This is a genomic window from Arcicella sp. GW822-FHT02H01 (assembly GCF_058802005.1).
Genome location: NZ_JBXANT010000003.1, coordinates 30,807 through 51,380, shown reverse-complemented (window position 1 = coordinate 51,380; position 20,574 = coordinate 30,807). Strand labels below are relative to the sequence as shown.

The window sequence follows — 20,574 nt, the reverse complement described above, 5'->3', positions numbered from 1 at the left end:
GGCAGTAACGTGTAAACCATCACTCATGAATATTAAATTTTATGCTCCTCAATGGGGCAATGTACTTCCATTTGAAACTTTTTGTCAAAATGTAAAGACAGCAGGATACGACGGTGTAGAAATGGCTTTCCCTTTTGATGAAAAAGAAAAAGCTGAAATACTGGCTACTTTAAATGATTTTGAGCTTGAGCTTATCGGGCAATATTGGCAATCTCATGAAAAAGATTTAGGCGAACATGCTGAGAACTATGAGAAACATTTGAGAAACCTTATTTCGGCCAAACCTATTTTCATTAACTGCCAAACAGGGAAAGATTATTTTACTTTTGAACAGAACAAGCAGTTATTTGATTTAGCGAGTACAATATCTGAGGAAACAGGCATTACAATTATTCATGAAACTCATCGAGGTAAAAGTCTTTTTGCAGCCCATATTGCGCAGGAATATCTAACTCAAATCCCAGCTTTGCGGATTTGTTTAGATATTTCTCATTGGTGCAACGTCCACGAATCATTATTAGATGATCAGCAAGAAGCTGTAGCCAAGGCCATTGCTCATACCAATCATATTCATAGTAGAGTCGGTCATCCAGAAGGGCCACAGGTAAATGACCCACGTGCTCCAGAATGGGAAGAAGTACTACAAGCACATTTATCTTGGTGGGACAAAGTTGTAGCAACACATCGACAGCAAGGAACACAGCTGACTATCACTACAGAGTTTGGCCCAGCTACTTATATGCCCGTGCTGCCTTATACCCAAATGCCTGTAGCTAACCAATGGGAAATAAATGTGTTTATGATGAATTTGTTGAAAGAGAGATATAACGCTTAATTGGTGGTAGATTTATTCGTTTCGATGCTTCTCAAACAATTGACGATATACCCATTTATCTAATTTCAGGTTTTTGATAATGGGTTGATGATAAGGCATTTTTGAGAGGTCATTAAACGTATTCCATAGTTTTTGAGAACGACCATTCAATGTAAATACATTTCTGAACACTAGAATGATTACTTTTTCAAGAGCATGGTATTTCTTTTCTATTTTCAATTTTCTTTCTAGCGATACCAAATCATAACTCAAGTAATCAAAATTACCCAAACGATGATGAATCAATAAATTCAATATCCTGATTTCTGCATACAATGATGTGCCAAGGTCTTCTTGAAAAGAAGCTAGAATCTCGTTCACATATTGCAGTGCTATGGTATAATCTTTTGTAAAATAGTAAAGCCTAGCCAAGGCATAATAAGCTTTGACTTGAAGCTTGGCAGGTACTTGTACTATGCTTTTTTGAATTTCGTTTAGCTGATTGTTTACCCATTCAAGTCCTTGTTGGGTTTGCTCTAAATCGTTATGAAGGTTAACTTGATATGAAAAAATAAGTACTTGTAAATAGTATCTGGTACTCTCATTGAGTGAAGGAATGTTTCGGAGTTTCTCTATAAAAAAAGTCATCTCTTCCCACTTTTCCATAGCCCTCAAATCGGTTAAAATACCTTCAATGCAATAGATGTAATACATTGGGTTATCTATCCAGAGTATTTGATGTTGCTCAAATAAATCTATCAATTCATAAAAAATAGCGATACTCCCTTTTGAATTGCCTACTGCCAAAAAGTACGTAGACTGAAATTGTAAGTGTAATCGTTTTGATTCAAATGTTTTTTGTCTTGCTTGCTGTAAAATCTGACTTTCTTCCAACAATAAATCATTGAGCTTTTCAATATCTGCCGAACTTCTCACCATCCCGTTTTTAAGATACCTAAACCAGAGGATTTCATAAAGCATCGCTTGCTCATGATGGATATTTTCTTGTTTTAATAAGGTCTTGAATTGTTCCTGCTTACGTATAAGCGCTGTTTCCGTGATATCTGCAAACTGTAGACTTACCAAATTTTGTAATTCTAATTTGCTGAGTAATAAGTAGAAAAGATGTTTGTCATGTTTAACAGCAAGATGAATCGCTTTGGCTAATCGCTTATTATACAAATCAATATGCCCTTTATTGAACAGGATTTTACATTCCTGAATCATGTTTAAAAGTTGACTTTCAAGCGAATTTTCTTCTTCAAATAATCTCAGGCTTTTTAAAATATTGGCATACAAATACTTTCTTGCTGGTTCTATAGATTTCGATGTGAGTTCATTTGTTACTCTTTGAGTTACTTCTTCCTCAAAATTTGAACAACTATCCAGAATATCATAAAGTTGCATAAAAGTTTTAGCCCCTTCCTGTATCTGTGTCGTTAACCTGAAATACCTTTTCTCTGCTTTTGATAAAGATTGTATTAATTTATATAAAAGTAAGAGTTCAGACTTAGCCATATTTATATTGTATAGTTATTATTAGCTTTAAATGTTAAAAATACAAATAAAGGTTATCATTTTTAATTTTAGCCATAACTAGAAATGATAAAAATTCTACTTTTAATTGAACTAATAAAAGGTATTTTTGTATAAAAAAAAGAATACAAATGCGTAAGATTATTATAATTGGTAGTTCAAATACAGATATGGTGATAAAAGCACCAAAATTACCCTTGCCAGGAGAAACAGTAATGGGCGGAAAATTTTTGATGAATCCAGGAGGGAAGGGCGCAAATCAGGCAGTTACGTCTGCTAGATTAGGCTGTCCGACGGTTTTTATCTGCAAAGTCGGTAATGATGTTTTTGGTAAAATGGCTTTACAGCAATTTGAAAAAGAAGGTATTCAGACAGATTTTGTGTTTACTGATGCAGAACAACCTTCGGGTGTTGCCTTAATTAATGTAGATATGCAAGGAGAAAATTGCATTACGGTTGCTCCTGGGGCAAATGCGTTTCTATCACCAGCCAATATAGACAAAGCTAGTGCCATATTTGAAAAGGATGATTTAATCTTGATGCAATTAGAAACACCCCTTGAAACGGTGGAATACGTGGTTAATAAATTTCATCAAACCGAAGCTACTATTATCCTCAATCCTGCTCCCGCGACTCCACTCAAAGAGGAAATTTTAAAATACTTAACAGTCATCACTCCTAACGAAACGGAGGCAGAAATCCTTACTGGAATATCTGTTGTCAATGAAGACGGACTCAGAAAAGCCGCTAATATTCTCAGAGAAAAAGGGGTGAAGCATGTAGTGATTACCCGTGGCTCAAAAGGAGCATATATTTTATCTGATGAATTTGAAGGAATGGTCGATTCAGTAAAGGTAGAAGCCGTTGACACGACCGCCGCAGGAGATTGTTTTAACGGTGCTTTGGCAGTAGGACTATTTGAAAAAATGTCTTTGAAAGAAGCAGTACAATTTGCCTGCAAAGCAGCAGCAGCCTCGGTGAAAAAAATGGGAGCACAGTCTTCTATTCCATATCGGAAGGAATTAGTTGTGAGTTAGTGAATGGTGATTTAATAATTGTTGTGAGTTTTTCCATGACTACTTTAATCGTAAAACTATTGAAAATCAGATTTATAAACATGAAAAAAATACTATTATTCATTGCTTTACTTTCAACCGCATGCTGTAGCATTGCTCAGACGGCAAAAACAATTACCCTCTCTCAGAAAGACCTTAAAAATAAAATAAAGGGCGGTTGGGCTGGACAAACCATTGGCGTAACCTTTGGAGGACCGATGGAATTCAAATATAATGGGACAATCATCAACGAATACCAACCTGTGCCTTGGTATGATGGTTATCTCAAAAAAATGATGTTAGAAAACCCCGGACTCTACGATGATTTATACATGGATTTAACCTTTGTAGAAGTATTTGAAAAAGAAGGACTTGATGCTCCAGTAAATGCTCATGCCAAAGCTTATGCCAATGCAGGCTATGCTCTTTGGCATGCTAATCAAGTAGGAAGAAGCAATATTTTGAACGGAATCATGCCCCCACAGTCAGGCTATTGGGAAAACAACCCACATGCTGATTGTATAGACTATCAAATCGAATGTGATTTCGCAGGCTTGATGTCTCCTGCCATGCCAAATACAGCCTCTAAAATTTCTGATAAAATCGGGCATATTATGAATTATGGCGATGGTTATTATGGTGGGGTTTATTTAGGTGCTTGTTATGCTTTGGCTTTTGTCTCGAAAGATGTTCGCTATGTAGTTCAGGAAGCGTTAAAAACTGTTCCGAAAGAAAGCAATTATTATAAATGCATTGCGGATGTCATTAAATGGCATAAAATGTATCCGAACGACTGGAAAAGAACTTGGTACGAAATTCAAAATAAATGGTCGCAAGACGTAGGCTGTCCAGATGGCGTTTTTGCCCCTTTTAATATTGATGCTACCATTAATTCTGCCTATGTAGTAGTAGGTCTATTGTACGGCAATGGAGATTTTACCAAAACCATGGAAATTACTACTCGTTGTGGACAAGATGCTGATTGCAATCCGTCGTCGGCAGGAGGAATTTTAGGAACAATCTTGGGCTACGATGCCATTCCAGCTTATTGGAAAATGGGTTTGAAAGAAGCGGAAGACATCGACTTTAAATATACTTCTACGTCTTTGAACAAAGTTTATGAAGTTGGATACAAACATGCTCTTTTAAATATAGAACGCAACGGAGGAAAGATTTTGAAAGAATCTGTAACTATTCCATTACAAATTCCAGTAGCAGTACCATTTGAAAAAAGTTTCGACAACACTTATCCTATCGACAGAAAGTATGTGTACAAATCTTTGAAAGATGAATATTCTTTTGACTTTGAAGGAACGGGCTTTGTTGTAAAAGGCGAAACAGCCAAATGGGCATCAACCAGTAATTATGTTTTTGAGATGGAAGTATATATCGACGGGAAATTGTTCGAAACAGCCAAACTACCCACTTCATTTACCACCAGAAGACATGAGTTGACATGGAAGTACAAACTTCCAAAAGGAAAACATACTGTATTGCTAAAATTATTGAATCCTTCTGCTGAACAAGATTGTAGGATAACAGATATTTTAATTTATAGCGATCAACCTAGTAGTACAGCTAATGAAAATGTATTTAGATTTGGTCAGCCTATCAAGCCAAAACAATAAACCACTCAATACTAGAAAACATGTTTATCATTGAAAATTACTCCACGGCTGTATTCTTCTGTCTAATTACGATGCTCTGCTGGGGGTCTTGGGCAAATACTCAAAAACTCACGGCAAACAACTGGCGTTTCGAGCTTTTTTATTGGGATTATGTAGTAGGGATTCTACTAACATCTTTTATTTTGGCAATTACCCTTGGTAGTCACGGTGAAAAAGGAAGGGATTTCTTGAGTGATTTCCAACAAGCTTCTAACGAAAATATTGGTTCTGCCATTATTGGCGGTATTATTTTTAACGCTGCGAATATCTTACTAACTGCCGCAATGGCCATTGCTGGAATGTCGGTGGCATTTCCTGTAGGCATTGGTTTAGCATTAGTCATTGGCGTAATTGTGAATTATTTAGACCATCCCCTAGGCAATGGAATTCTTTTGGCAATAGGAGTAGCGTTTATCACTTTGGCAATTTTGCTCAATGCAAAAGTGTATCGTACTTCTTCGGAAAGTGCTAAGGTCTCAACGAAGGGATTGGTGCTATCAGTCATAAGTGGGTTGTTGATGGGCTTGTTTTATAAATACGTCGCCAAAGCCATGTTTCCAGATTTTGAAGTACCAGAAGTTGGGAAATTGAGTCCCTATACGGCTATTTTCTTTTTTGCCATCGGAATATTATTAAGCAACTTTATATTCAATACAGCATTGATTTATCGTCCGTTTGTGGGCGATTCGCTCAACTACAAGGCATATTGGCAAGGGAGTTTCAAAAATCATAGTATCGGAGTTTTGGGTGGAACGATTTGGTGTTTAGGGATGGCATTCAATATTATTGCTAGTGGAAAAGCTGGGCCTGCTATTTCTTATGGACTTGGTCAAGGAGCAACTATTGTAGCCGCTATTTGGGGGATTTATGTTTGGAAAGAATTCAAGAATACGAGTAAAAGCACTAATGTTTTACTCAATATAATGTTACTTTTCTATCTCTTAGGATTAGGAATGATTATTTTGGCTAGATAACAATAAGAAATCCTCTGAATAGACTATTTACTAGCTTATTCAGAGGATTATTTTAACCAGTTTCACTCTCTACTTTAATATAAATACCTATTCCAATTTATACTTATTGATATCGATATTAGGAGTAGAGTATATCTTGCCTTTATCTGTGATAAGTATGGCTTTATAGGCTGGATATTTTTTTAAAAGAGTAAGCCCAAGTTCTTTGCCCAACACCATCACAGATGTGCTAAAACCATTGGCCATTTCAGCACTAGGCCCCAAAACTGTTACACTGCATAATCCAGTAGCTGGATATCCCGTAACGGGATTGATAATATGAGCATATCGCTTGCCGTTGAAAATTACATATTTTTCATAACTCCCAGAAGTGACTACGGCACTTTTATAGAGCGGTATAACAGCAAATATCGTGTCTTTATGGATGGGGTTGGTTATCCCTACGCCCCAAGGTTTTCCATTGGGTTGTTTCCCCCAAGTACTCATATCGCCAGAGCCGTTTACTATACCAGCCTTAATGCCTTTGGCTAGCATCATATCTCTACAACGGTCGGCAGCATATCCTTCTCCTAATGCTCCAAAGCCAATTTTCATGCCTTTTAGCTTTAGGAATATAGTGGAGTTCTTGGGGTCTAATATAATATTATGGTATCCAACTTTTTCAACTGATTTCTTAATGGCTTCAGGAGTAGGCATTTGTGTCATTGAGCCATCAAACTTCCAGATTCTATCCATCGCTGCAAAGCTAATATCAAAAGCGCCATTGGTTATTTCAGAAAAATGGATAGCTCGTTCAGTCAATCGAAATACTTCTGGATTAACTTTTACTGGTGCAATCCCTGCATTTCTGTTTACTTCAGAAATTTGAGTATCGCTTTTCCAGTCTGAAATAAGATTCTCTATCCGTGTTATTTCAGCAATAACAGTATCTATATTTTCTTCAGCATATAGGGAATCTTTGGCTACTATTGTAATATCAAATCGACCTCCCATCAATTTTACCGTCCTTTTTCGCAACACTTGTGCTGTCGTACTAAAATTTATCAGGAGAAGACATATCAATATTTTTCTCATACTTTCTTTCCAATTATTTAATAACAGTCCATTAGTATCTGGCTTCTAGACTGATAAAAACTAACATCCTTACCAAGTTGTGATTGACAGATTTCATCAATAATCTCAATAACACCTTTTTGCATAGATAATGACCCACACAACATTATCACTCCTTTTGAAGATAATGTTTGTGCGATGAAATCACTGTCTCTAGCTATCAACTCACCAATGTATTGTTTATCAAGTGTCGTTTCTCGTGAAAAAGCAGTATGAAGTTGAACCAGACTTTTATTTTCTAAAGATGACTCTAAAATGGGAGCATATTTTTCTAAAGATATTTGCTGTCTAAAACCTCCATAAAGATAACAAGGAACCTTTCGTTTATTCTGGCTAATCATTCCTAAAAAAGGGGCAATACCTGTTCCGTTACAAATCATCACTACGCTAGTGGCCTTTTTAGGGAAATGGAAATGCTTATTTTGAATAACCCGTGCTTGAATAGTTTCCCCTGGCTTCAAGTTATGTAAAAAGCCAGAGCCTAGTCCTTCAGGATGAAGTCTTACACTTAGCTGTATCTGCTTTTCACATACACCAACAGAATAAAGTCTTTCCCGATGGTCGTTTGCAGGATATATTGCTAGTAAGTCGCCAGATTTTGCACGCAATTTTCTTTTAGCTTCAAAACGAATTAAAAATGTCTCATCAACAGACTTCTCAGCAGTAGTGTCCATCACTTCAAAAGACTCCAATGATGCTGGTTCTGCTTTTACCATTTTAGGCGAAAGAGGAATGCCTGCTTGTTGCGACCAAGCCTCAGCCCAAATACTAAACTCTTGCTCAGATTTATCATTGATAGTATGTATATCAACCAATGGTTTAGCCCACTGCTGATGCAATAGCCAATGATTTACTTCGAAGGCAAACTTACAAAAATCTGGATAGGCATGCGAACCAAAACCTACTACTGAAAATCGTACTGACTGATTCTGAGGGTATTGTTCGAGCAATGATTTGAATTTTTGTGCATTACTCGGGGCTTCTCCTAGTCCATAGGTAGAAGTAATAACCAGTAGTTGTTCAGCTTTAGGAAAAAGAGCATAATGATTCATATTGCCCATAAAAACTGTTTTCCCCTGACTATCTAGTTCATTATAAATAGCTTGAGCAAAGCGGAAAGTACTACCATTCTCAGAACCAACCAAGATGATAAAATTACTTTCTTTGGCTGAATGTTTATTTTTAATAGACGTAGCTCTTCGTTTCCAAGTAATACAGAATCCTGAATAAATAAAAAAGAGAATATTGGCAGACGCCAAGGCTAAAATAATTGCCCAAACAATATTGATATTACCTGTATGTATCAACAAGCTTAAGTCGGCAAGTTGCTGTGAGGTAGGGTATACTACTTGGCTAAGTACATCTCCCGTAATTTGATTTACTGCAAGTTCTTTGTCTTTAAGTTTGATAACATAATACTCTTCTACATCTTCCGAAAAAGGAAATTCAATACTCTTTACTTCTGAAAGTTTGATATTTTTAAATAAAGTAAAATCTGCTATCTTTTGTACTGGCTGAGTTTTGATATCGTCAAGGTTTACGTCAAGATTTACTTTAGGAGCCTCTTTGCTTCCAAATCTGTTCAGGGATAGATGTGCTCCTGTAAAGGCAATGATAATAATCGGTATAATAGCCCATCTGCTTAGTACTACGTGGTAATATTGAGCAAAGTCTTCTCGGACAATACGCGTAAATATCCGCTTGATACCGCGTTGTCGTTGGATTAATAACATCAGTCCCGAAAGCGTAATTAATAATAGGATAAATGCGGTAAAGCCCATTATTAAACGACCCGTTTCATGCAAAAAAAGAGAGCGGTGTAAGGTAGTTGTCCATTGAAAAAAAGCATTCTTTTCTTGGTAATCACCCAACAGTTTTCCCGTTAATGGATTTATATAAGCATGGATATTTTTGCCATCCACATCGCTACCATTGATGCTTACTACATTATTGGGTTCGACCGTTAGTTCAATAAGGTCTGGATAGTTTGTTTTAAGGATTGGAAGTGTCTGAGCAAGCGTAATCTGTGAAAAATCATTGACCCGATAGGTATTAGTAGGATTGACTACGGGTTCAAAGGCCAAAATAAGACCCGTCACAGCAGCTAAGGTTAAAAATAGAAAAGAAGATACAGCCAATACTAAGTGGCTGTATCTCCAAAGAGAAATTATCATAAATATCTACTATTGGTTAACGCTAAAACGCACGTAACGGATGTATCCAGTACCCTCGCTTTTAGCAGAAAGGCTTTCGGTTGTCAGGGGAATTTCTAAGTCTTTTACATAATAAGGCTTATCTTCCACCGCTGTTTCGAAGCGTAATTTATAGTTTGAATTAATAGTGGCATTGTCAAGTTCTAATACTACCACACTTCTATCACCACCCGTTACTGATGCTCCAGTAATGGCACTAATATTAGTTGGTTTTTTAGCAAAAGCTTTATGCCACTCTTTTAAATTTCGATACCATTTTTTGTCAGAACCAAGTACATACAAGGTTTTTTGATAACTATCTTTCGCATCTACAAGCGAAACAACTAAATAGGCTCCTTCACCCATATAGTTTGTCATCTGAATCATACATTTGTACTTGCTGGTACCAGTATTTTGTGCCGACGTTGCTAATGAAACAAAAAACATTATCACAACGAGTAAGGTTGCTTTACGAAATAATTGCATAGTTTATTTAAGAAAATTAATGGAAATTTTAGCCTTAGAAAGTGTTTCATTTTCACTTGCTAAGTCAAAAGCTGTTTCTTTAAAATTAGTTTGAGCATCCTTCGCTGCTCCAATTGATACCAAATATTTAAGGATATTATCATCTTTGGCAATCATCGCAGCTTTATGTAATGCTGTAATTCCTTCGCTATTTTTAGCGTTGATATCAATACCTAAAGGTTGAAGGCGTTTCAAAAGTGATAAGTCACTTTTAGCTACGGCTAAGTGATAAAGTGTATTTCCATTTTTTTGTGGCGCCAATACGTTCAATCCTTTTGCTTGTAATAGTTTTAATTTTGTTTCAAAATCTTCTGGTTTAGGGCCATTCGGACCTCTTCCTTCTCCACTGCTATATGATTGAGTAAGATAAGCCGCCAAATTGTCGCCACTCTTATCTGCTACTTGTACAGAAGCTCCTTGATTGATAAGGTAACGAACTACTTCAGGAGAGTTACTACGCACAGCCATTGCCAATGCTGTAGCACCTTTTTGATTCCCTTGGTTGAGATTTTTTACTTTTGGAAGTAACAAGGCTAATACTGTAGTATCACGGCTACCAAGGGCAGCAGTCATAAATACGGTATTTCCTTCGCTATCTGCTTGGTTAACGTCAACCCCTTTGCTTAAAAAATATTGAATAATATCGTGTTGCTTCGGCTTTCTAACAATAAAATGCAACGCATTTTCTCCACTTTTATTCGTCGCTGTCGGCTTTAGTTTCAAGCTCTCTAAGTACTGAAATGTCTCTACTGTATTAGCACTTTGGCGTGTACCCTGCGCCGCCATAATCATGGCATTGTCTGTAGCAGGTACTCCTTTTTGTAGAAGCGCTTTTAAGATTTCAATATTTCCACTTCTGGCGGCATAGCTGAAAGCATTATTTCCATTAGCGTCAGTGCTTTTTAAATCTAGTCCTTTTGATATGAAATAGTTAGTCAATGCTAAGTCTTTATCATTGGCTACCACTAATAATAAAGCATTCGCTCCGTCGTTGGTTAAGTCTTTCTTTAAATTAGCACCTGCTTTCAAGCATAGGTCAAAAATTTGTGTATTCGTCTGACCAGCAGAAGCTGCAAAATTAAGAGGAGTTGCTCCGTGACTATCTTCAATATCAGCTTTTGCACCTTTGCCTATTAAATACTCCATAATTTCTACATTACCCGCATAAGCTGCCCAGTGTAAATAGGTACGACTGTCATGCGTTATCTTTGTAATATCGTTGCCAGGCTGAGACAGAAGATATAAAATTGTTTCATTGGGCGCTTTTGCATTAATAGCCATTACTACGGGGTCAAAACTCGCTCCATTAAGTTGAGCAGGATTATTCCCTTTTTCCACCTCTGCTTTTACTGCACTTGCTGTTGGTTTATTTCTCCAAAACGATTGATCTAACAATGTGTTTTGTTGAGCCTTTGCAGCAAACGTCAATAAAGTTATTGCCACAATAAATAGTTTTTTCATAATGAATAATGTTAAATTAATGTAGTTATAATTGATATTAAATTTTTCACTAAATCTTTAGATTTTTTAAAAAGCAAAAGGTTTAGTGTATACTAAATATTGGTGTTATCAATGGCTAATTTTAGCTTGATAAAATGACATCCAAGTTCTGGAAATATGAACGCTTAATACTATACGTTTTTCTCACAATTATAGCTTTACAGTTGAGTATTGGTATTGTTATCATTTCTACTTGTAATAAGCTTGTAACGTACTTTCGTACTTCCTTTATTTTACCTATTTTCACACACCACCTTATTTAGACTAATTATAAATTAAGCAAATATACTACCCACTTTCTTTACAAGCCAAGAGAAATGTGATAAAATTTGAGATTCTTCTTATTTTATGACTGAATACGCTTCTGAATAATTTTGGTTATAAAAAATAGCCTTGATTTGTGCAGTTAATTATTTGATAAGTCCTTTTTAGTAGATGAGTACAAAAATAGCAATTTCCTCTCTAAACGATTGGCTTAGTGAAGTCAATCGTTTAGAGAGGAAATTATCTTGTAAATACGAGTATTATTTAATTAGTCAATTAACACTTTATCAAGCGAAACAAAATCATCCGTACTTCCATAATTTGATTTCTTTTTATCAGACCACATTCCGTGTTCTCCCGCAACTGTTACCGAGAGCGTATAATTATCTTTTGCAAGAACTGGTGTAATAAAAATAAGGGACGATACAGGATATTTGCAATACATATCTACTAAGGTATAAAGAACTATTTTCCCTTGCTTATTCTTCAATATTACTTTTGCATAGCCCCCGTCTGGTCTTAAAAGCCCGTGTAATCTTATTTGTTTTCCAGTGAATTGGATTGTGAACGTAGCGCCCTTAACATTCGAGCTACTGATGGTTAAAGTATCTGAAGAGATCTGTTGCCATTGTCCCGAATAAGAAATTTTATCTTTATCCATGTTATCAATTACTTTTCCCTTGCTGATTGGCAATGAAACTTTTCCCGTTTTCAAATCAACCTCCCATGCTTCTTGATAAGTAGGCATAGAGAGAGAAGTGCCTGAAATAGAGAGTGGTTGCCATATATAAGTAGCCGAAGAAGCCTGATGAGGAAAAGACCAACGGTCACCCATAAACATATACGTAGTATCTTTTGAACCCGTAATCGGCAACACAAATGTTGTCTGTGAATTCCACGTAAGTTTTCCTTCTGGTGCGAAAATTCCTCGATAAGTCCATGGCCCTTTCAAGGCACTCGCTGTATAATAATAATTATCATTTCGTTCCCAACTCGTTAGGTGTGAGCCAAGAAAATAGTAAATATTATCTTTCTTGAAAATAGTAGGTGACTCAAACCCTGCGACCATGTTTTTATGTGTTTGTTCGATAATGCTTTTATAATCATCACTAAGTTTATAAATCTCACCACCGTGTATCAATACATAACCAGTACCGTCCGTATCTTGAAAAGTACCCATATCCCATTTGCGAACAGGTTTATTATTATAAAGTAATGGTCCTTTGAACGTATAAGGCCCCGTGATGGTGCTTGAGGTAGCATAGCCCACAAATTGATCTTTGTAGCTTATCGTATCTGCATGCATATACATTACATATTCCCCCGTTTTTGGGCATTTCATTACTTTTACGCGTTCACCAACCCTATTAGGGCCTAACTTTCCTGAATTTTGAATTGGTAGAGCCAAACTTTCAAATTTCCAATTATACAAATCGCTGGAAGAATAACAGTTAAAGCCTACAAAAACATTACTGGTATCCGTATGTTTTTCTCCAAAAAGGTAATAACGCCCTCTGTCTTTTACGATATTGGCTCCGTGAGCACTCACGACCTCCCCTCGATTATCAAACCAAGAAACACCCGAATAAATAGCATTTTGTGTTTGTGCATACAAGCCAAAAGCCTTTACGAAAGTAACTATTAAAATAATAACTGTCTTCTTCATACCTAACTGAAATCGTTTACTTTAAATTTTTAAAGTTTATTAAGTTCTCATGTATCATTTCTTTTTCAAGAATTGTATCAGCATGTACTTTTTGTAATGATACATTTTCAACAGGAAGCTCTTTTTGTCCCAGAACTCTTGATATAAACTTCACATTTGTAGCTGTTATGTTAGTCAAGAAAATGTTTTTGATAGGGGTAAGCTTACGGATTTTAGTAGGCACTAAATTTCTCCATTGGTATAAAACATCCGTTTCAATGCCCAATATTCCTAGGTCTATTTTGCCTGATTTGATATTAGAGACATAAATGTTATTCACATAGCCACCCATTCGTTCATTTGTTTTTATAAAAACCAAGTGATTTAGTTTTGCCCCATCAACAACGGTACAGTTATCCATGAATACATTTTCTATTCCGCCAGATAGTTCACTCCCAATCGCTAATAATTGATGTCCATTTTTTACTAAACAATTACGAATGACGATATTTTTAGACGGCGTTTTCAAACGCCACCCTTCTGGATTACGTCCTGATTTTAAAGCGATTGCATCATCTCCTTGGTCAAAAACACAGTCTTCTATCAATACATTCTGACTCATTTCTGGGTCTATCCCATCGTTATTATGACCATGCGCATACACTTTAACATTTTTGATAACAACATTCTTTGACAAATAAGGGTGGATAGTCCAAAATGGGCTGTTCTGGATTGAAACACCTTCCATCAAAACATTTTCACATCTGTTGAATTGAATAAATTGCGGACGAAGATTAGCCGTATCATTGACCATATTTCTATCTTCAAGCGGGCTATATTCTGTCGCTAGATTATACAACCTTTTTATACTTTCCATGTGAGCTTTAGGACGTGCAAACCACTGTTTCCAAACATCCATGACAGCCTTGAGTTCACCTTCGCCAGTAATGGCAATATTTTTACACTGATACGCATAAACCAACGGAGAGTAATTATAACATTCCATACCTTCCCATGTACTTTTTACAGCAGGCAGGTAGTCAGAGGGATTTCCTGAGAAAACCAAAGTTGCTCCTTTTTCTAAGTGTAGGTTTACATTACTTTTAAAATGTATTTTGCTAGTTAACCATTCTCCTTTGGGAATGACTACCGTTCCTCCCCCCAATTTATTTGCTTCCTCAATAGCCGTGGCGATTGCCGTAGCATTTCTCTCTTTATCCCCAACCACAGCACCAAAATCAACAATCGATAATTTTTTACAACGACTGAAATCAGGAACACTAATAACAGGCATATTGAAAGGAGCTTTCACTTTTATTTTTGTAATAGTAAGCTTATTTTCTTCATTTTTAAAAGAAAATATCATAGGTATTAGTATAAAAATCAGGTATTTGTAAGTTTTCTTCATGAGTTATGAGTTGTTTTTAATTAGTACGTTTTCATATTATTTAGCAAGCAGCGATATGACAGGTTCAATTAACTTTCTAGAACCAAGCGAGTCTAAATGTATCCCATCAGTAGTCATGGTTTCGATATTAAGCCCTGGTGTCGAAAAACCATTCACAAAAAAGCAATGCTGACGGTTAGCTACTTTTTTAAATGCTTTACTCATTACTTCCACCCGCTGATTTCCTCCTGCATATTTAACAGTATTTTCTGCTTTGGTTCCGTAAGGTGGGGGAGAGATGACGATAATCTTCGCATGCTTTATCGTTGTATATGGAGAGTCTTTTATCTTATTGATTAGTTTATTAAGGTTCTGAGGCACTTCCTTTTGTTGATTGTCAAAAACTGCCTTCGCATCATTCGTACCAAGTTCAATAATCACAAAATCATACGGTGTATTCCCTGTAAATGCTGCTGCCTTTTTTAGATTCTGGTCAATCACAAAAAGAGAATTTAAGGTACTATCTCCTAAATTTAGAAAACCTATTGTTCTTCCCGACTTGCTTATATTACAAATTTTAGCGTTAGGGAATGCTTTTGTTAGTTGTTGTGGCCAACTCATAGGAAATGTACCATTGCTATCTCCTAAAGTAAGAATAGTAAGCTTTTTGTTAGATAAAGTAGGGTTTTGAGCAAGTATTACAAAAGGGGTTAGTAATAAAATAACATTGCTGATGTTGATTATTCTTTTTATCATTACATTATTGTTAAATGGCTAACTTAATGGGTCATTACAATGAGAAAATATATGTTTTTAATGCTCATTTAATGTCTTCATAAATTATAGTAAAAATGTGAAAATGAGGATTTTATATCTTCGCAACAGGTATTTGCATATATAAGGACAATTTTTGTTTAGTTATTAAGCTATTTAATTCATTTTTTGAATCTCTACCTACAAGAATATCTGTAGTATATTTATTTCCCATCATGTACTTTCATGACACCATACGTCCGAATCGGTAATTTATATCGCACTGAAAACTTTTTAAAAAATAAGCATCCTCAAAGAGGAGCTTACGATTAATGTAGCGGAGAAAGGAATTTGGATTATTTTATAAGATATAAAAACGGAAATTTTGAAGAGAACTGCGTCATAATCAGTTCTATAAAATTGCGAAGTGTACTTCCTTTAATAAATTTTTATTTTTTCTTGAATTTATTAAAGTTTAAGTTGTTCAAGTTATATTTTATTGATAACTTTGTCTACGTTAATTTAAGCGATAGAAATTGTGTATAATTAACACGATTTAAAACCACTTAATTTTTACCTTTGAAAAAAAATATTTTTTTGTTTTATGTGTTCTACTGTGTTATAGACTTATCTTGTTTTAGTTATATTGTTTGTTCATAAATTTATTTTATTATATATTAGACTTTATTTTTCAATATCTTGCTAAAAAAGTCACTAGTAAATAGAGAGAATCATCTATGATGATGGAGTTTTAAAAATATTTTTTTGCGTATACTGTTCTAGTCTGTTATAGGTTTTGAGATATATTATCGCCTGACTTAGAACAGTTTGAAAGGCGTTTTTTTTTGATTAAACAGTTCTACTGTGTTATACATTTATTTTGTTTTGGTTATTATAATTTTTTAGTTAAAAATGAAAAAAAACACAAAGATATCTCACAGTAAAAAGTATAAATATATGCGAGTAAGCTTGTTGTCTTTCTTGATTTTTTCTGCGATAATTAGTTTTGGTCAATCGCAGAAAAAGAAGACAGAAACAGGAAAAAAAATTAGTCCTTATTTATTCGGATTATTTTTTGAAGACATCAACTATGCCGCTGATGGAGGATTATATGCTGAATTAATACAAAATCGCTCGTTTGAATACAGTCCAACTGACCGAACAGATTGGCATTCACTTTCTTTCTGGGAATACACTATTCCGGGGTATTCGTATGGCTCGCTTAATGTTGAGACTAGCACTCCAGTGCATCCTAACAATCCACATTATGCAGTATTGAATATTGAGCACGTCGGCGATGCAGGCGTTGGCATAAAAAATCATGGATTTGAAAATATAGTAATGAAGCAAGGTGACAAATATTCTTTTTCAATGTTTGCACGTCAGCTTTCATCAAGCCCCATTGCTATCACAATTAGCCTGCAAACCCCAAAAGGGAAAGTAGTAGCCGAAAGTAAAATAAATGTTAGCGCTAAAGATTGGAATAAATATACTACTACGCTTACCGCTTCAGCGAGTAACGACAGTACTTCCTTAGTTATTTTGGCTACAACAAAAGGAAAACTAGCCTTAGATGTTGTGTCCCTTTTTCCTGAGAAGACTTTCCAGAATCGTCAGAATGGACTTCGAGCAGACTTAGCCCAATTATTGGCAGATATGAAACCATCTTTTATCCGTTTCCCAGGGGGCTGTCTTGCACATGGCGATGGACTAGGAAATATGTATCGTTGGAAAAATACAGTAGGTCCTATAGAACAACGTGTAGAACAAAAAAATATCTGGGGATATCATCAAACGGCTGGTTTGGGATATTATGAATATTTTCAGTTTTGCGAAGATATAGGTGCAAAACCACTTCCCGTATTGCCCGCAGCAGTTAGTTGTCAGAACTCAGGAGGTACTTGGCGTATTGGTGGTACAGGACAAAAAGCCCTGCCAATGGACGAAATGCAGGAATATATTCAGGAAGTGCTGGATTTAATAGAATGGGCGAATGGTCCTGCAACATCTACGTGGGGAGCAAAGCGTGTGGCTGCTGGTCATTCACTACCTTTCAATCTTGAATTTGTGGGCATAGGGAATGAAGATAAAATTACGCCAGAATTTGAGGCACGCTTTAAAATGATTTATGATGCTGTAAGGGCGAAGTATCCAGAAATTACGATTATTGGTACTTCTGGACCATTTTCTGACGGAGAAGATTTTGATAAGGGATGGACAGTTGCTAGTAATAGCAATGTACCCATGATTGATGAGCATTATTATAAAGACCCAAAATGGTTTCTTTCAAATATGAATCGTTACGACTCTTATGACAGAAAAAAATCTGGCGTTTATTTAGGCGAATATGCCTCATGGGGAAATAAATTGTATAATGCTATTGCGGAAGCTGCTTATATGACTGGGCTAGAACGCAACGGAGATATCGTAAGAATGGCATCGTATGCTCCATTATTGGCAAAGAAAAATCATACTCAGTGGAATACAGACATGATATTTTTTGATAACTCAAAAATCAGCCTTACGCCCAATTATCATGTTCAGAAGATGTTTACTACCAATCAGGGTGATTATTATTATGATAATATTATTGCTCAAAATGTTAAAGACAGTACTCTTGCGGCTTCATGTGTACAAGATAGCAAGACGGGGGATATTATTTTAAAATTTGTCAACAACAGCAATGTAGCAAAAAACATGAAAGTAAATCTTTCAACATTCAAAAACTATATGAGTGACGCAGCGCAAATTGTACTATCTGGAAACGCCAATGCTGAAAATACTTTAGAGCATCCACAGAACATTGTACCTGTATATTCAACGGTTAAAGTAAACAAAGTTTTTGACTATCCTGCTCCAGCAATGTCTCTTACTGTAATTAGGATTAAGACTTTAGCAAAAAAAATTTAACCATGAATTCTTTCAGTATTGAACATCAGTATGATAAAATGAACATAAACGTTTATACCTATCCGTTATAGACAATGCCTGTTTTTTCTAAGACTCAAAGAAAACGTAATAACAAATAAAATGGAATTAAAACAATTACAAAATACAGCTTCGCAAGTGCGCCGTGATATTGTACGGATGGTACATGCTTGTCAATCAGGACACCCTGGTGGTTCATTAGGATGTGCTGATTTGGTCGTAGCACTTTATTTTCATGAAATGACTATTAATGAAGAAAAGGGGACTGACGGATACCTGACGTTTTCTCGTGCGGGACAAAATGAAGACTTATTCTTTTTATCGAACGGACATATTTCTCCATTATTCTATTCTGTTTTGGCACATCGTGGATATTTTGCTCCCACAGAATTGGCTACTTTCAGAAAAATAAACTCTCGTTTACAAGGACACCCAGCTACACATGAACATTTGCCGGGTATTCGTATTGCCTCTGGCTCATTAGGACAAGGTTTGTCGGTAGCGGCTGGAGCAGCAAAAGCCAAGAGACTAAGAGGCGATGACCGTAATATATATGTATTGATGGGTGATGGCGAACAGCAAGAAGGGCAAGTATGGGAAGCAGCACAGTTTGCAGCACATTATCAACTTGATAACTTGATTGCTATTATTGACTGGAACAAGCAGCAAATAGATGGTCCAACAGAGAAAGTAATGAGCAATAAAGATTTGAAAGCAAAATATGAAGCTTTCGGATGGGCTACGATTACGTTAGAAAATGGCAACGATATGCAATTAACATTAGATGCATTAGCCCAAGCTAAACAGTTGAAAGGACAAGGAAAACCAATTATGATTCTAATGAAATCAGAAATGGGATACGGCGTTGACTACATGATGGGTACGCATAAATGGCATGGTGCTGCTCCTAATGATGAACAGTTGAACACAGCATTATTGCAATTAGAGGAAACAATTGGTGATTACTAATAAATAATTTTTAGAGATGAAAGAATACAGTTTCACAGAAAAAAAAGATACTCGTTCTGGATTTGGAGCAGGTATGGCAGAATTGGGCAAATCAAATCCAAAGGTTGTCGCACTTTGCGCAGATTTAGTAGCATCTTTAAAATTAGATGCATTCATTAAAGATAATCCTGAAAGATTTGTTCAATGTGGTATTGCAGAAGCAAATATGATTGGCGTATCTGCAGGGATGGCTATTGCAGGCTATATTCCTTATGCTACTACTTTTGCCAATTTTGGTTCGGGAAGAGTATACGATCAAATCAGACAGAGTGTTGCTTACTCAGGTAGTAATGTAAAAATTTGTGTGTCACACGCTGGATTAACATTAGGAGAGGATGGAGCAACACACCAGATTTTGGAAGATATTGCGATGATGAGAGCCATGCCAGGCATGACAGTAATCAATCCATGCGATTATAATCAAACAAAAGCAGCGACTATCGCAATTGCTGAATACGAAGGCCCTGTTTATCTTCGTTTCGGCAGACCCGTCGTTCCTGTATTTACAGCCCCTGACCAAAAGTTTGAAATAGGTAAAGCGTGGATGGTGAATGAAGGGAAAGATGTAAGCATTTTTGCTACTGGACATTTGGTATGGGAAGCCATACAGGCTGGTGAAATATTAGCAAAAGAAGGCATTGATGCAGAAATCATCAATATACATACGATTAAACCATTGGACGAAGAAGCTATTTTGAATTCAGTGAAGAAAACAGGTTGTGCAGTCACTGCCGAAGAGCACCAATTGAATGGTGGTTTGGGCGATGCTGTATGTCAGTTACTCAGCCGAAATCATATAGCCCCTATTGAAATGATTGGTGTAGATAATTCTTTTGGTGAAAGTGGAACGCCTGCTCAATTAATGGAAAAATACGGATTGAATGCTCAGAGTATCGTAGAAAAAGTACGCATTGCCATCAAAAGAAAGGAATTACTTAATTCAAAATAGTTTGTAAAAAATAGTATCTGTTTTTATTTTGTCATAAAAGCCACTCATATTTTGGGTGGCTTTTATTTTGTATTTTAAGGCTAGCTTATTGCTATTTTTTTTTCAAAAAATTCCTACTCAGAAAAACATTGGTAGTATTTACCTAGAATAACTGAATGAAAAATCGAATCATGATGGGCAACAAAAGAGGCATCCAATATGCTTAATTTATGAAACGCTTGTAGAGAAGAAAACAAGATAGTACTAAAATATCATGCAGGTAAT

At 36.0% G+C, this 20,574-nt stretch carries 15 protein-coding genes; 7 read left to right on the top strand and 8 right to left on the bottom strand.

Annotated features, from left to right (window positions below):
• Nucleotides 1-25 precede the first annotated feature (25 nt).
• Nucleotides 26-835 (top strand): sugar phosphate isomerase/epimerase family protein, encoded by an 810-nt coding sequence (locus tag AC1RNE_RS21715; RefSeq protein WP_492804125.1) that lies wholly within the window; start codon nucleotides 26-28, stop codon nucleotides 833-835.
• A 12-nt stretch (nucleotides 836-847) separates the two neighbouring features.
• On the opposite strand, the gene AC1RNE_RS21710 is transcribed toward AC1RNE_RS21715, so the two are convergent.
• Nucleotides 848-2,332 (bottom strand): hypothetical protein, encoded by a 1,485-nt coding sequence (locus AC1RNE_RS21710; protein WP_492804123.1) that lies wholly within the window; start codon nucleotides 2,330-2,332, stop codon nucleotides 848-850.
• 149 nt (nucleotides 2,333-2,481) lie between these two features.
• Here AC1RNE_RS21710 and rbsK point away from each other — a divergent pair, with 149 nt between their 5' ends.
• From rbsK to AC1RNE_RS21695, 3 genes are all read left to right on the top strand, one after another.
• On the top strand, nucleotides 2,482-3,387 hold the full coding sequence (rbsK, locus tag AC1RNE_RS21705) for a ribokinase (protein WP_492804121.1): 906 nt from the start codon (nucleotides 2,482-2,484) through the stop codon (nucleotides 3,385-3,387).
• Between the two features lie 80 nt (nucleotides 3,388-3,467).
• Entirely contained in the window at nucleotides 3,468-5,033 is a 1,566-nt protein-coding gene (locus tag AC1RNE_RS21700) for an ADP-ribosylglycohydrolase family protein (RefSeq protein WP_492804119.1), read from the top strand.
• A 20-nt stretch (nucleotides 5,034-5,053) separates the two neighbouring features.
• Nucleotides 5,054-6,046, top strand: coding sequence for a GRP family sugar transporter (locus AC1RNE_RS21695; RefSeq protein ID WP_492804117.1), 993 nt, complete (start codon nucleotides 5,054-5,056; stop codon nucleotides 6,044-6,046).
• 87 nt (nucleotides 6,047-6,133) lie between these two features.
• On the opposite strand, the gene AC1RNE_RS21690 is transcribed toward AC1RNE_RS21695, so the two are convergent.
• From AC1RNE_RS21690 to AC1RNE_RS21660, 7 genes are all read right to left on the bottom strand, one after another.
• Nucleotides 6,134-7,039 (bottom strand): FAD:protein FMN transferase, encoded by a 906-nt coding sequence (locus AC1RNE_RS21690; protein ID WP_492804115.1) that lies wholly within the window; start codon nucleotides 7,037-7,039, stop codon nucleotides 6,134-6,136.
• Nucleotides 7,040-7,137: 98 nt separating this feature from the next.
• On the bottom strand, nucleotides 7,138-9,333 hold the full coding sequence (locus tag AC1RNE_RS21685) for a PepSY domain-containing protein (protein ID WP_492804114.1): 2,196 nt from the start codon (nucleotides 9,331-9,333) through the stop codon (nucleotides 7,138-7,140).
• Between the two features lie 9 nt (nucleotides 9,334-9,342).
• The gene (locus AC1RNE_RS21680) at nucleotides 9,343-9,837 is read right to left on the bottom strand and encodes a DUF2271 domain-containing protein (RefSeq protein WP_492804112.1); all 495 of its coding nucleotides are present in this window, start codon (nucleotides 9,835-9,837) and stop codon (nucleotides 9,343-9,345) included.
• Nucleotides 9,838-9,840: 3 nt separating this feature from the next.
• A complete protein-coding gene (locus AC1RNE_RS21675; protein ID WP_492804111.1) occupies nucleotides 9,841-11,337 on the bottom strand; it encodes an ankyrin repeat domain-containing protein in 1,497 nt (498 codons plus the stop codon).
• A 571-nt stretch (nucleotides 11,338-11,908) separates the two neighbouring features.
• Nucleotides 11,909-13,306 carry a family 43 glycosylhydrolase gene (locus AC1RNE_RS21670; protein ID WP_492804110.1) on the bottom strand — a complete coding sequence of 466 codons (1,398 nt, stop codon included), beginning with the start codon at nucleotides 13,304-13,306 and terminating at the stop codon, nucleotides 11,909-11,911.
• Between the two features lie 16 nt (nucleotides 13,307-13,322).
• Entirely contained in the window at nucleotides 13,323-14,693 is a 1,371-nt protein-coding gene (locus AC1RNE_RS21665; RefSeq protein ID WP_492804108.1) for a glycoside hydrolase family 28 protein, read from the bottom strand.
• 36 nt (nucleotides 14,694-14,729) lie between these two features.
• The gene (locus AC1RNE_RS21660) at nucleotides 14,730-15,428 is read right to left on the bottom strand and encodes a GDSL-type esterase/lipase family protein (protein ID WP_492804107.1); all 699 of its coding nucleotides are present in this window, start codon (nucleotides 15,426-15,428) and stop codon (nucleotides 14,730-14,732) included.
• Nucleotides 15,429-16,337: 909 nt separating this feature from the next.
• Here AC1RNE_RS21660 and AC1RNE_RS21655 point away from each other — a divergent pair.
• The 3 genes from AC1RNE_RS21655 (at nucleotide 16,338) to AC1RNE_RS21645 (ending at nucleotide 20,310) form a co-directional block, all read left to right on the top strand.
• Nucleotides 16,338-18,335, top strand: coding sequence for an alpha-L-arabinofuranosidase family protein (locus AC1RNE_RS21655; RefSeq protein ID WP_492804105.1), 1,998 nt, complete (start codon nucleotides 16,338-16,340; stop codon nucleotides 18,333-18,335).
• 120 nt (nucleotides 18,336-18,455) lie between these two features.
• Nucleotides 18,456-19,322: a transketolase gene (locus AC1RNE_RS21650; RefSeq protein ID WP_492804104.1), complete on the top strand. Its 867-nt coding sequence runs from the start codon at nucleotides 18,456-18,458 to the stop codon at nucleotides 19,320-19,322.
• A gap of 16 nt (nucleotides 19,323-19,338) precedes the next feature.
• A complete protein-coding gene (locus AC1RNE_RS21645; RefSeq protein ID WP_492804103.1) occupies nucleotides 19,339-20,310 on the top strand; it encodes a transketolase family protein in 972 nt (323 codons plus the stop codon).
• Nucleotides 20,311-20,574: the final 264 nt, after the last annotated feature.

What these genes read in the sequence shown, in the direction of transcription:
- AC1RNE_RS21715 (WP_492804125.1), top strand. Translation starts at nt 26, where the DNA reads ATGAATATTAAATTTTATGCTCCTCAATGGGGCAATGTACTTCCATTT.
- AC1RNE_RS21710 (WP_492804123.1), bottom strand. Translation starts at nt 2,332, where the DNA reads ATGGCTAAGTCTGAACTCTTACTTTTATATAAATTAATACAATCTTTA.
- rbsK (WP_492804121.1), top strand. Translation starts at nt 2,482, where the DNA reads ATGCGTAAGATTATTATAATTGGTAGTTCAAATACAGATATGGTGATA.
- AC1RNE_RS21700 (WP_492804119.1), top strand. Translation starts at nt 3,468, where the DNA reads ATGAAAAAAATACTATTATTCATTGCTTTACTTTCAACCGCATGCTGT.
- AC1RNE_RS21695 (WP_492804117.1), top strand. Translation starts at nt 5,054, where the DNA reads ATGTTTATCATTGAAAATTACTCCACGGCTGTATTCTTCTGTCTAATT.
- AC1RNE_RS21690 (WP_492804115.1), bottom strand. Translation starts at nt 7,039, where the DNA reads ATGGGAGGTCGATTTGATATTACAATAGTAGCCAAAGATTCCCTATAT.
- AC1RNE_RS21685 (WP_492804114.1), bottom strand. Translation starts at nt 9,333, where the DNA reads ATGATAATTTCTCTTTGGAGATACAGCCACTTAGTATTGGCTGTATCT.
- AC1RNE_RS21680 (WP_492804112.1), bottom strand. Translation starts at nt 9,837, where the DNA reads ATGCAATTATTTCGTAAAGCAACCTTACTCGTTGTGATAATGTTTTTT.
- AC1RNE_RS21675 (WP_492804111.1), bottom strand. Translation starts at nt 11,337, where the DNA reads ATGAAAAAACTATTTATTGTGGCAATAACTTTATTGACGTTTGCTGCA.
- AC1RNE_RS21670 (WP_492804110.1), bottom strand. Translation starts at nt 13,306, where the DNA reads ATGAAGAAGACAGTTATTATTTTAATAGTTACTTTCGTAAAGGCTTTT.
- AC1RNE_RS21665 (WP_492804108.1), bottom strand. Translation starts at nt 14,693, where the DNA reads ATGAAGAAAACTTACAAATACCTGATTTTTATACTAATACCTATGATA.
- AC1RNE_RS21660 (WP_492804107.1), bottom strand. Translation starts at nt 15,428, where the DNA reads ATGATAAAAAGAATAATCAACATCAGCAATGTTATTTTATTACTAACC.
- AC1RNE_RS21655 (WP_492804105.1), top strand. Translation starts at nt 16,338, where the DNA reads ATGAAAAAAAACACAAAGATATCTCACAGTAAAAAGTATAAATATATG.
- AC1RNE_RS21650 (WP_492804104.1), top strand. Translation starts at nt 18,456, where the DNA reads ATGGAATTAAAACAATTACAAAATACAGCTTCGCAAGTGCGCCGTGAT.
- AC1RNE_RS21645 (WP_492804103.1), top strand. Translation starts at nt 19,339, where the DNA reads ATGAAAGAATACAGTTTCACAGAAAAAAAAGATACTCGTTCTGGATTT.